This window comes from Cupriavidus sp. 05N39 (genome assembly GCF_056397325.1).
In genome coordinates this window covers 41,041-53,790 of record NZ_JBFTNE010000008.1, presented here as the reverse complement: position 1 = coordinate 53,790, position 12,750 = coordinate 41,041, and the positions used below count along the sequence as shown (strand labels likewise).

The following is a 12,750-nucleotide window of genomic DNA, read 5'->3' as shown; positions in this document are numbered from 1 at the left end:
GAAAGATCGGAAAAATAGGGGTATTCTGGCGATCCGCGTTCATGCCACGATCTGCGCGCCAGGGAGATCTTCATTGAAAGCACTCGCGAGCATCGGCAGGAGAAGAGCGTTTTTCCTTCATCTATCCTGGCTGGCACCCACATTTGCGGAATTTGAGGTTGCCATTAGCCGAAATAACGATCTGCAACAGCTGGACGCTTCAGAAAGGTTTGCGGGAAACGATTTTGCAGCTTCACGATGGCCTGCGGCACCGGATCGACGGGCTTAGCGGGCTCATTTACGGGCTTAGTCGGGCGGGCTGAAGCCTTAGTTAGGGGGGCGCGACGCGTCTTGGCCCGTGGTGCGGCCTTGACTTGCTTGTGCTTCAGCCAGTATCTACGTCAGGGGCGGACGGGCATATTTCAGCGCGAATGTAACTTGAACGACTCCCCCAGCATACCCGCGCGATCGACGCAGGAAATGCGATTTCGGCCATTTTCCTTTGCGTGATACAACTGCGCGTCGATTAGGTTTAGGAACGCGGTCGGGTCCATGCGCTCAGTCGGCACGATCGTGCCGACGCCGAAGCTCGCCGTCACGCACTGGTTGTACGGCGAGCGCACATGCGCAATCGCTTCCTCCGCGATAAAAGCGCGGCAGCGTTCGGCGATTCTCACAGCGGCCTCCGCATCGGTGTCGGCCAACACCAGCAAGAATTCCTCGCCGCCGAAGCGGACAAGCACATTGCCCGGGCCGGCCACTTCGCCCAGCAGGCGGGCGATCCGCTTCAGACATTCGTCCCCCTGCAGGTGGCCGTAGTAATCGTTGTACGACTTGAAGAAGTCGATATCGATCATGATTAACGACAGCGGCTTGCCGTTTTCTTTCGCTGTCGCCCATTCGCGTTCCATCACGCTGTTGAACATGCGGCGGTTGCCTACTCCCGTCAGGCGTTCTCTGAACGAAAGGTGTTCGAGTTCCTTCTGCAGTTGCGCGAGCTTTTCCTCCGTGCGCTTGCGCTCGCTGATGTYGAACATAAAGCCGATCAGTGAATCGACATCGCCTTTGGCGTTGCGCACGACGTGCACGACGTCGCGCAACCATATGTATCCGCCGTCGCGCGTGAGCGCGCGATAGTCGGCTTCGTGATCGGTGCCCGCCTGCGACTGTGCAACGCAAAACTCGACCACCGCTGTGCGGTCGTCCGGATGCATACGCTCGGCCCAATCGTTGACGTTCCTCCAGGTCGACGGCGCCCAGCCCAAGAGCGCTTCGATCTGTGGACCGATATAGGCGAATTCCATAGTCGCCCAGTCGATTTTCCAGGGGATGGCTTTGGTCGATTCCAGCAGGGTTCGGTATACGGCACTGTCGTCGTCGCCGAACACGCGGTTCGGCGGGGCAAGGGTTTCTTGATGCCGCAAGAAGGCGGCCTGTAGCGTGCTTTCCGGGGTATCGTGGCAGGTCATGCTGGTTGTGCGTACGGTTGCTGTAGTGACGCTGCTTGTATTAACGACAGCTTGTGCCGGTTCCTGAAGGGGGCTGGAACGGTTATCCTGCCGTTCGTGGCTTCGGCGTCCGCTCGGTTTCGAGACGCATTTTTTACGTCGATCGGCCCGCTTCAGTGCTATCGATGCCGTTCGAGAAGTCGGTCTGGAGTCCAAAGCTGACGCGCTACACTGTAGTCTTGTTTCGCCAGCGCCGCGGCGGGGCATTGACCAAAGCAGGCATGCTGGCCGCCCGTCACGTTTCGCGCGTCCACCCGATCCGGTGACGTTCCTGCGTGGCCTCATGCCGTGCATCGTCTTCGGTGTGCAGGTAGGCGCTGGTCGTGGCGATGGATGCATGCCCGAAATTGTCCCGCACGAAACGCAGGTCCACCTGCTGGTCGGCCATGTGCGACCCCGCGGTATGGCGCAGCCAGTGCGCTGACGCGCTGGCCAGCACCGCGGCCCGGCTTGCCCACTCGGGGCCGCGCGCGCGCAGGCGCGCGGCGGCCATCCCGAACACCTCCTTCAGCACCAGGTGCAGCGCGCCCCGTGACAAGGGTTTTTCCTTGCCGATGATCGGCTGCACGATGGGGCGCTCCTCGCCGGGATGCTGTGCCGGTGGCCCGCTCACACAGTTCATAGTGTGTTGCATCGACCGGTTGAATCCACACCAGATATCGGACATCCACGAGCAAGCGGCCGGCGTTTACCCTCGCGTCATGGTTGACGGAGAGATGGACGCTGGAGCTTGGAGCTGCGGAATGGTTGCCGGTCTAATCAACGATATTCCGACGGTCAAGGACACGAAGGAGCGGATTATGGTGGAGGCCGAAACGCTGATCCTGCATCGGTTGTCTGGCTATTTGGGGGTGGTCGCTGGCACTGTCATTAGGTAGGTTCAGATCTCAGCGGGCTTGATCGCCCTTTCTCTGGGGTAGGCCAAGACGGGATTCTGCTCGTAGAGCAGAGCGACGAAACCTAGCCACATCAGTTTCGTTGGCTAGCGCATGAAGAGGAATGGAAACATGCGCCGATGCCGGGACCCAAAGCGTTGCTACAGTGAGATGTGCCGTCCTCCATGGCAAGGACGTACGCAATTTCAAGCGTTGGTACCCACCTGACAGGCGAATCGACGGACTTCCGTCTGCGATCGTGGCCCCCGGATTTGGCTACACCATTACAAGGAGCGCTTGTCGGGCATGGCTGGATGGGGGCTCACCTGCAGATAGCGCTCACTCGTCACCAGAGTTGCTCGGATTAACGCGCGGCCGTTTCGTTGACTCGGCACCCAGGCGTCTTGAGAGCGCGGTCGCTTGGGTCACCAGGACAGATTCGATCTTGCGTTCCAATCCCTTAGTGAGCCGCACAGTCGGCAAGGCCACGGCAATCGAGGCGATGGGGCGTCCCTGGATATTGAAGACCGGTGCAGCCAGCGCGGTTATGCCAGGCATGTACTCCTCCCGCCCATACGCGATCCCGACCTTTCGTACTTCGGTAAGTTCCTTGTGTATATCCTTAATCTTTGTCAGAGTGCGCGCCGTATAAGCAATTGGCTGATGCGTAGAGAGATACTCGTCGATTTCGGTGTCATCCAAGAACGCTAAGATTGCGCGACCCGCAGCATTGGCAAGCATAGGTAATCGCTCTCCAAGATTCAATGTATGCGCAAGGGGCGACGGGGAACTCTCTGCGCAAACCACAATGCAATCGTTGCCCTTCGGTAGCGTCAAACATGAAAATTCGTCCAACTCCACATACAGCTTGTGAACGAAGGGCGCTCCCTCGCGAACAATATTCAGGTTCCTGAGATAGGCGTTGGCGAGATACATGACCTGCGAGCCGATCGAATATCGAGCCGTTCCTTCGTCTAGGTGCAGGTAACCGGGCTGCTGGAGGTCGCGTAAAAGCCCCGTCAAGCTGCTCTTCGGAATACCGAGGCCTGCGGCAATCTCGGAATGGGTGGCGCCGGTCTTGCATTGCGCAACAAATTCCATGATTGCCAACGCCCGGAAAGCAGATTTCGCCATACAAGTCTTTTGAACGAGAAGTTGTGCCGGATCCTATTCTAAGTGATTTCGAGCCCAGCAGGATGTTGAGGGCGCAATGGTAGGGAGTGGCAACTTTGCGGCTTAGGTTGGCAAGTGGTGGTGGAGATGCCGTACTTCCGTCGGGACGGCACTCCTGAGAGCGCCATCAAGGGACGTCCTGTTGGCGGCGTTTCGATTGTCGGAGTGCAGCGGCGTCTACGTTTCTGTGTGTACAATCACGTGCGGGTGCGCAGTGCCGTGCCACAGTGCCACAGCTGTGCGCTGGCTCTCCGCACGCAGGAGGGACGCGCATGTGAACTCGACGTACCGGGTGGCCGACAGGTGGCCGTTTGGTCACTGGCTTCCGCGTGAAGGAAGAGTATCCACTCCAGTTCTGGGTAAGAATGGCAGTTTGCTGCCTTCTGCTCGAACCCTTGGGGGCCCGTCCAGATCCACGGGAGCAATTCGGCACAAGGGCATCCGCCGCTCCGCCGTCGCTGTTTCAGTGTTTCCCGACGCAACAATGCAGAGCTGCCTTGTGCCCGATGCTCTACGCCCGTGCTGGTGGGGAGTCACGAACATGCCCGCAACCGCAACCAGCAAGTCTGCAAAGAATTAAGCAGGCGGCCTTCGATCAAGAGGACCGGGGTGGCGATACACGCGAATCGTGGTAGCAGGGATGGAGATTATGATGAGTCTCTCCTTCGTTGCGCTCTTGTGGGCGATGAGCGTGATCATCAATCACGATTGATTTTGACCTGCTCAAGGATCTGATTTAAGCCTGCTCCGAAGGAGGCTGAAACCGCTCACGAATCGGCCGGCGCCGCAGGGGGCTCCCAACCACCTCCCAATGCCTTGTATAGCACGATGAGGCTGATATAGGATGCCGTTTCTGCATCGGCCAACCCGTCTTGTATGCGCAAGAGCGTACGCTGCGCGTCCAATTCAGACAGGTATGATGCCCGGCCTTCGCGATACTGCGTGTGCAGCAGCGATGCGGCCTGTTGGCTTTGGTCGGCCGCCTGTGCAAGGTCGCGCACACGTTGCTGCGTCTGGCCATACGTGGTCAAGGCAGCTTCAACCTCCTCGAGTGCGCGCAAGACCGTTTGCTCATACCGCGCCTGCGCAGTTTGTTCGCTTGCCTGGAATGCACGTTGACGTGCGCGCACGCTTGCCAGATGCAATGCAGGCCAACTAATGAGCGGCGTCACGCCGAATGCGCGGCTAGAACTGCTTCCAAGATCGACGCCTCGCATGGCCACAAAGCCGAGGAATGCGCCGAGGTCAATACGTGGATATAGCTCTGCTGTGGCTGCCCCCACCTCGGCCGTCGCAGCTGCCCACGAGGACTCCGCACTTGCGACGTCCGGTCGTCGGCGCAGCAAGCTGCTTAGGTCGCCAATCGGCAGATGCGTGTCTAGAATGGGCAGCTTCGATTGCTGCGCAAGCTCCCCTAACTCATTTGGCCGCAACGCGGCGAGGATCGCGAGGTGATAGAGTGCCAAGCGGCGCGATGTCTCAAATTGCGGGATCAGAGCCTTGGTGCTTGCTAGCTCGGCACGTGCGCTGGCCAAGTCGCTGGCCTGGGCTCGCCCAGCAGAGGCCATCGATTCCGTGACTCGCAAGGTGGCTTGACGGATTTCGAGATTCGCCTGTGCAAGCTCCAAGTGCCGTTCGGCTCCGCGCATTTCATAGTAGTTGCGGGCCACCTCTGCGACCACGACAATGCGCGCTTGAGCTAGGTCCGCCTCTGCCGCATTGCTTCGGGCCGCGGACGCCTCAGCCGTACGTCGCAGGCGCCCGAATAGGTCGATCTCCCAGTTTGCGTCGATGCTTGCGTGGAAGTTCTGTACTAGGTTGCGCTGGCCGACGGGCCCCGGGTTGGCCTGTGACATGCTCCGGTGATAGCCTGCGTTTGCCGTGACAGTCGGAAATTGGTCCAGGGTTTTCTCATCCAGCACGGCGCGTGACTCCAACAGGCGCGAGTGAGCGATTCGGATATCGTGATTGCGTTCGAGCGACAGGTTGACGAGCCGGTCCAGTTGCGGATCCTGCAGTTGACGCCACCAATCGCGCTGAATTCGGTCAGAGGTGAAAAGCGCCTGCTCGGGGCTGATTATCGTGACTGCTGCCTCGACCGGAGGCCTAAAGTCCGGACCGACCGCACACCCAGAGAGGACGATGGCACCGAGAATCGCGGCCGTGTGAAGAATAGGAGTGTATCGTGTCTTGTTCATGGACTTTTCCTTATGCACGATCCGCTTCCGTGGGCTTTAAGTTAAGGACGGCATCGGCGGAATCCGCTAGCAGTGTCGTGCGCGCACCCGCGATCTCGCGCGTCGCGCGGTGGTCGACAGCGATGATCGTGTATACCGTCGGAAGCACGAACAGCGTAAAGACCGTACCAACGAGCATGCCTACCACGATCACTAGACCAAGGTCGTATCGGCTGTTCGCGCCTGCACCCGATGCAAACAAAAGGGGAACTAGGCCGACAACCATGGCGGCCGTCGTCATCAGGATCGGGCGCAGCCGCATTCTCGCCGAGTGCTCGATGGCCGCGCGTCGATCCAAGCCCGCTTTCACCTGCATCTCGTTGGCGAATTCGACCATTAGGATTCCGTGCTTGCTGATCAGCCCGATCAGGGTGACCAGGCCTATCTGCGTATAGATGTTGATGGTGGCAAAGCCTAGCGCCAGCGGGATGAGGGCGCCACAGATCGACATTGGTACGCTGATCAGAATGATGAACGGATCTCTCAGGCTTTCATATTGGGCTGCCAGGATAAGATAGATAACGATGATTGCGAAAAGGAAAGCCATCATGAGCGCTGAACCTTCCTGCGTGTACTGACGCGCATCTGACAGCCAATCATAGGTGAAGCCGGGGGGGAGCGCCCTAGCTTGTTCGGTCAGGAACTGTACCGCGTCGCCCATTGTCACACCCGGATTTGGAATGGCCTGAAACGTGGCTGAATTCAACTGATTGAACTGAGTCAGCTGATTAGCCTCCACGCCCGTGGACAGGCGCACCAAATTCGACAGCGGAACTTGCTCGCCCGTTGCGCTCTTGACGTAATAGCGCGACAGTGCCTCTGGCGAAATACGCTCATTGCGTAAGCTCTGCGGGATCACGTCGTAAGATCTTCCGTCGGTGCCAAATCGATTGATGTAGTTTTCGCCGACTAGAACTGCGAGTGTGTCGCCGATGTCCTTCATGGTGATCCCCAAGCTATTTGCCTTGGTACGATCTATCTGGATGTGGACCGCTGGATTGTTGTAGTCCAGGTCGCTGTCCACGACCATGAATAGGCCACTCTTGCGTGCCGATTGCTTCAATGTCTCCATGGTTTCATATACGAGACGGTGATCTCCCGCGCTTTTGATGACCAGTTGAACAGGCAGCCCCCCGGTCGAGCCAGGCAGCGATGGCAGCTGAAAAGCAAAGACATTGCTGCCCTCGATGTCGTTGGCCCTGCTTTGCATGTCTACCTGAATTTGGTCGGCATTGCGCTTTCGCTTGTCCCAGTCAACAAAGTTGACGCCCGCGATACTGTTGGCTACGCCGCCAGAGCCATTGATTAGCCACAGATTGCTCTGTTCAGGAAGTGTCCTCATGGCGTCATTCCACTTTTGGCCAAATTTTTCCACATAGTCAATATTGGCGTTTTGGGGTGACTTGATGGCCGTGAGAACGGTGGACTGATCCTCCACGGGCGCCAACTCGCTTTGTGCGCTGCGGTAGAGCAACGGCAGGCTAACGAAGACGATCGCTGCCAGCGCGCCGCTGAACCAGCGGTGATGCAAAGAGATATCGAGGAGACGGCCGTATGCGGTACCTACCTGTTGAAATATCTGCTCCGCGCGGCGCGCCATCCGTCCTTCGGACGCCTTGCTGTCGAGCAGGAAGGAACTCATGACCGGCGACAGCGTGAGCGCGATGACGCCAGACACGACCACAGAACCGGCCAACGTGAAGGCGAACTCCTTGAATAGCGTGCCCGTTAGGCCGCCCATGAGTCCGATCGGCGCATACACCGCAGCTAAGGTGATCGTCATGGCGATCACTGGCGCGGCAACCTCGCGTGCGCCGATCAGTGCAGCCTGCACCGGCGACTTGCCTTCCTCGATATGGCGGTGGACGTTCTCCACCACCACGATGGCATCGTCTACGACCAGGCCGATCGCGAGCACCATGGCCAACAGTGTGAGCAGGTTGATGCTGAAGCCAAACAACGCCATGAACGCCGCGGCGCCGAGCATCGACAGCGGTATGGTTACCACCGGAATGATCACTGCGCGCCATGAGCCAAGGCACAGGAAGATCACGCACACAACAATGGCAATGGCCTCGAACAGCGTGCTTCGGACTTCGTCAATGGAGGCGCTAATAAAGCGTGCGAGCTCGAACGGAACCGCCACCTGCACGTCGGGAGGCAGGCTCTTTTTGATTTCTGGCAGCAACTCATTGACCTTGCTGACAATGGTGAGCGGATTGCCGTTAGGCGCGGCGTTTAGGCCAAAATAGACGGCCTTCACACCATCCATAGTCGCGCTGGTGTCTGCCGAAGCCGCACCCAGTTCTACGGTCGCGACGTCGCTCAGCCGGACAATACCGCTAATCGTTCGTTTGATCACCATGTCGCGGAATTCCCCCACGTTGATCAGATCGGTATTCACCTGAATGTTGGACACGACATAGAGTCCCTTGGCCTGCCCCGGGGCAGCTTGCACATTGTTGTCGCGCAGCGCCTGCGCGATCTCGCCAGCTGAGATGTTGCGCGCAGCCAGGCGATCGGCGTCCAGCCATATACGCATCGCCATCCGCTGACCGCCATTGAGATCAAGGCTGGCAACGCCCTCGATCGAAGAGAACTGGGGCTGCACGACGCGGGAGACGTAGTCGGTCAGCGCGGGGATGGACATCGTCTTGCTCGCGAACCCTACATAGGCCACGGCCGTGGCGTCACCGGACGACTTCGTCAGTACGGGGTCGTAAGCCTCCTTCGGGAGCCGATACTTGACTTCGTTCATTTTGGCCATGATCTGAGTCATGGCCTTGTTCGAGTCTGCGTTCAGCTTCATCCGCAATGTAATGATGCTTCTCCCTTGCGTTGAGGAGGAGGTCAAGTAGTCGATGTTCTCGACGGTGGCGACAGACTGAGCGATAGGCTGCGTCACGAACCCTTGCATGAGTTCCGGCGACGCACCGGGGTATTGGGTGGTAATGGTTAGCGTGGAACTCTCGGTCAGCGGATACTGACGTATTGGCAGCCCGCCCAACGCGCGCAGGCCCATGAGCAGTATCAACGTGCTGACGACCAGTGCCAGCACGGGTCGTCGGACGAAAAGATCAGTAAATTTCATGATGAGATTTCTTGTCGTGACTATTGGCGCGCGACGTCGCTGCCGTTCGGTACCACGGCCACGGTGTCGTGGCCAACAACTTGCACTGCGGCGCCGTTGTGCAATCGCAACTGGCCCGACGTCACTACGCGCTCGCCGGCGTGGATACCTTCGGTGACGACCACCTTTCCTTCTATGTGCTCTCCGGTTTTCACATACGACTGGCGGACGCTGAGGGCCTTCGGGTTCATGTCTTGCAAGACATAGACGAACTCGCCATAGGCGCTGTAGCTGACCGCAGTCTCGGGAACGGTGACCACAGCTGGTCGTGGCGGCAGCGCCACGCGAGCATTGACGTACATGCCGGGCGTGAGAGCACCGTCCGTGTTTTCCAGCGTGGCTTGCACTAGGAGCGTCCGGGTGCCGCTATCGATCTGCGGCTCAATGGTGCTGACCTTGCCGGTGAAACGGCGGTTCGGATGCGCATCCACCGCGACAGTCATGACCTGGTCGGGCCTTACCTCGCGCAATGCCCGCTCCGGCAGCGTGACATTGGCGTACAGGGTGTGTGAGTCCGTGAGGGACACCATCCCGTCACCAGTATGGACGAATTGCCCCAGGTTCACGCGCCGTACACCCAGTACACCGTCGAAGGGCGCCTTGATGCGCTTTTGCTCTATCAGGGCCTGAGTGCGCCGGATCTCGCCTTCTGTCTGGTCGTAGGCTGACTGTGCTTGATCAAGTTGCTCCTGCGTGGCGGCCTGCTGCGGCAATAGGCGGCGCGTGCGTTCGAGCATGGCCCGGGCATTACTGGCTTGGGCCTTCAGGCGTGCGAGATCGCCTTGTTCTGGCGCGTCATTCAGTTGCACCAACACCTGTCCCGTCCGCACCCTGCCGCCTGGGTAGAACAGGATTCGCGAAATGAGACCACTTGTCTCCGCCGTTACAAGCACTTGCCGGGTGGCTTCGAGCGAACCGATGCCTGTCAGGAAGCCGGGGAGGTCGGATTGCTCGGCCACGGCCACTGCCACTTTCGTGGCCGGGACTCCTGCTGCGCTCGTCTTGCTTGCCGCTTGCGCGCGGACGTGAAGTACCCCAGCGCCAATCGCGGCGAGAGCCAACAGGGCGGAGCAGCCCAGCCCAATCTTGAGTGTTTTGTTCATGATGTCGGTTTGTCTTGGTCAAAGGCCGGGTGCAGACTTTCGGACGCGCCAACGTGCCGTGACGCCGGTTCTCATCCACGCGTACCCTCACACGGATTGGCCCGGCTACATCTCTGCACTGCTTACCGAGAGCTAAAGCGGTATGCCTCTGGCTGAAAGGAAGAGGTGACGATGGCCAGTTCTTTGCGTTGAGCGTGTTGTCGCGCGTATTTCATGGACTCGCCTGAGCCTTGCGTCGAGGTTTCTACAAAGACCCGTCTTGCCCCGGGAAGAATGATATAGAGGAACGAATGGGCAATCTACGTGATAGAGTCCGGGAAACTTTGTTAATCGTCCATAAAAGTAATCATGGATCCACTTTCCGATGTCCTATCTTTACTGCGCATCCAAAGCTATCTTTCGGCTACGCTGAGCGCGGGTGGGGCGTGGGCGATCGAGTTTCCCGCGCAGGAGGGGATCAAGTTCAGTGCAGTCGGGCGGGGTAGCTGTTGGCTTCTGGTCGACGGTGAACCGGAGCCGTTGCAGTTGCGGGAAGGTGATTGTTTTCTTCTGACGCGGGGGAAGTCTTTCACGCTGGCCAGCGACCCGACCATACAGCCGATCGACTCTCGGGCGATTGTTCAGAGGATTGCGGCTGACGAGCTAGTCTGGCACTGTGGTGGCGACGATGTCGTGATTTTCGGTGGACGATTCGCATTTGCCGGTGAACCGGCCGCTTTGCTGATCGGCACGTTACCCCCCTTGGCACACATCAACGAAGGTTCGTCCCAGGCAATGGTGCTGCGATGGGCATTGGAGCGATTCACGGAAGAACTTCGCGACCGGCAGCCTGGCAGATCCCGAATGGCAGAACATCTTGCGCACCTCATGTTTGTTGAGATATTGCGTGTTCATCTGAAGGCGACGAGTCAGAGTGGCAGTGGATGGCTCGCCGCGCTGTCGGACCGTAATCTGAGTAGGGTGGTCGGTGCCATGCATGCCGCGCCAGCAAATCGCTGGAGCGTCGAAGACTTTGCCCGCGTGGCAGGAATGTCGCGATCGGCCTTTGCCTATCGCTTCAAGCAAGTGGTTGGCGTGGCACCGATGGAGTACCTGACGCGATGGCGAATGCTAGTCGCCGGCGATCGGCTGCGTCATACTGACGAACACATATCATCCATCGCATATTCGCTCGGCTACGATTCCGAAAGCGCATTCAGCACCGCGTTCAAGCGAGTGATGTCGTGCTCTCCAAGGCAATATCAACGAAGCTCCACCGCGCAGGCTGTGGCGCAGCCCGCTGCCTGACACTTTTGGCTAACGGCGTGCCATGGTCGGTTACGTCATGCTAACCGCAGGGAGGATGGGCACGCGGCATGCACGTGCGGCGTGACGTGGGAGGCGACAATCATTTTGTCCGGCGGCCAAGATGTTTGTCGGTAAACCGGACATCCTGCTTGACGCTATCCAGTGACGTTCATCTCCAGGGAAGCGTCAGCGAACTCCGCTGCATCATAGCTCTTGTCTGCACCTGGCGTGATCGCTGTGTCTGAATCCTTCGCCGCCTGGAGAGCATCGTCGACCATGACCTTGGTGGCCTCGCGTTCTGCACGGCCGTCGGCGACTGTCACCATGGCCCTGGCACCAGGCTGTGAACGGTTATACCGCTCAGGGGGTGCCCATGTAACGCAATTCACTGAAAGTTTTGCCGATACAGAACAGCAGAGCATCATTGTCCGTCCTGGACTCCTGGACTCCTGGACTCCTGGACTCCTGGGCTCGCTACTCCGCTTGCCGCCTTTGCATTCGCCACCGTGGTTGTTGTTGTCCTCGCCATCCTTGCGGACAAAGCTCTTGAGGTCCGTCCAAGCTTAAATCAGCGTACCGTCGACGCTGACGTGTTCGCCAGTCGGCCAGCTCTTCTCTTGCGCAATAGCAAGCACGGATCGGTCGTTTGCGGTTGTAGGTGAACACCGTGGGGCCCGCAGGCCTCGTCGGCCATGGCCAGACCGACGAACCAGCGGAAGAGGGCTGTTAGAGAGCACCTGCAGGCATGGCCCCGCCACAACTTCTCCGGCGCGATACTCTCGCGCGCGCCTCCAAGATCCGCATCGTACATTCCCGCGAACGGCCAGTTCATCTTCGCCAGCGCTTGATTGGCCATGGTACGGCTACATGCGTAGTGGATGGGATTGGGCACGAAGTCGTTAAGTCGCCGCTCGGCGAACAGTGCCTGCGCCACGCATCGCATGTTCAGGGTCGTGCGAGGGTCTCATATCAACGCACATGCTGACTCCGAACTGACTTCTGCCGGAGGTGCTTCACCAGCCTGATAAGTATTGGATCCATGAGCGGAGGGGTTGCCGATAGGCTCTGGACATCGCGGTGCTGCCCCGCAACCCCCTGCCCGTCATACCGAGAACTCTGCATCCAATGCTATGAGATCGCCAGCGTTGCGCCATCGGCCGGAACTGAGCCGTACGGCACGCTCCTGCATCCCTGGATCGTCGCATCACCAGCATGCCTGTCCGGAACGGTTCCGCGGCAAGTCGGCTTCTTCTGAGAATCTCCTCCTTGACTGAGCGTGAATTGCACACCTATACTTTGYTCACATACAGGATGTGAGTTCACGTATGTGAACTATGACCAAAAAATTAGGCCTCCATGGAAGGCGACGGAGACAAACGTAATGCTTAGTGATCAGAGAGCTCTATGTGGAACGTACATGCGAGCGGAAGTGCACTTTCAGTGCGTACGAGCGCTGGA

7 protein-coding genes and 2 pseudogenes are annotated in these 12,750 nt (G+C 58.8%); 2 read left to right on the top strand and 7 right to left on the bottom strand.

The window, feature by feature from the left end; translation table 11 throughout:
* Positions 1 to 401: 401 nt before the first annotated feature.
* Both AC1DN0_RS05880 and AC1DN0_RS05875 read right to left on the bottom strand, forming a co-directional pair.
* Complete coding sequence (locus tag AC1DN0_RS05880; protein WP_477145595.1) at positions 402 to 1,448, bottom strand: GGDEF domain-containing protein; 1,047 nt, start codon at positions 1,446 to 1,448, stop codon at positions 402 to 404.
* Between the two features lie 274 nt (positions 1,449 to 1,722).
* A pseudogene (locus AC1DN0_RS05875) lies at positions 1,723 to 2,088 on the bottom strand (tyrosine-type recombinase/integrase); the annotation flags it as partial.
* A 58-nt stretch (positions 2,089 to 2,146) separates the two neighbouring features.
* Here AC1DN0_RS05875 and AC1DN0_RS05870 point away from each other — a divergent pair.
* Positions 2,147 to 2,365, top strand: a pseudogene (locus AC1DN0_RS05870) (nitronate monooxygenase); the annotation flags it as partial.
* 336 nt (positions 2,366 to 2,701) lie between these two features.
* Here the strand turns inward: AC1DN0_RS05870 and AC1DN0_RS05865 are convergent.
* The 4 genes from AC1DN0_RS05865 to AC1DN0_RS05850 form a co-directional block, all read right to left on the bottom strand.
* Positions 2,702 to 3,496, bottom strand: a complete 795-nt coding sequence (locus AC1DN0_RS05865) for an IclR family transcriptional regulator (RefSeq protein WP_441633738.1) — start codon at positions 3,494 to 3,496, stop codon at positions 2,702 to 2,704.
* An 806-nt stretch (positions 3,497 to 4,302) separates the two neighbouring features.
* A complete protein-coding gene (locus AC1DN0_RS05860; RefSeq protein WP_441633740.1) occupies positions 4,303 to 5,733 on the bottom strand; it encodes an efflux transporter outer membrane subunit in 1,431 nt (476 codons plus the stop codon).
* A 10-nt stretch (positions 5,734 to 5,743) separates the two neighbouring features.
* Positions 5,744 to 8,863, bottom strand: coding sequence for a MexW/MexI family multidrug efflux RND transporter permease subunit (locus AC1DN0_RS05855; protein WP_441633742.1), 3,120 nt, complete (start codon positions 8,861 to 8,863; stop codon positions 5,744 to 5,746).
* 20 nt (positions 8,864 to 8,883) lie between these two features.
* A complete protein-coding gene (locus tag AC1DN0_RS05850; protein WP_441633744.1) occupies positions 8,884 to 10,005 on the bottom strand; it encodes an efflux RND transporter periplasmic adaptor subunit in 1,122 nt (373 codons plus the stop codon).
* A 348-nt stretch (positions 10,006 to 10,353) separates the two neighbouring features.
* On the opposite strand from AC1DN0_RS05850, the gene AC1DN0_RS05845 reads away from it, so the two are divergent.
* Complete coding sequence (locus AC1DN0_RS05845) at positions 10,354 to 11,292, top strand: AraC family transcriptional regulator (RefSeq protein WP_441633746.1); 939 nt, start codon at positions 10,354 to 10,356, stop codon at positions 11,290 to 11,292.
* Positions 11,293 to 11,447: 155 nt separating this feature from the next.
* Here the strand turns inward: AC1DN0_RS05845 and AC1DN0_RS05840 are convergent, their stop codons facing one another.
* On the bottom strand, positions 11,448 to 11,618 hold the full coding sequence (locus AC1DN0_RS05840; protein ID WP_441633747.1) for a hypothetical protein: 171 nt from the start codon (positions 11,616 to 11,618) through the stop codon (positions 11,448 to 11,450).
* Positions 11,619 to 12,750 lie beyond the last annotated feature (1,132 nt).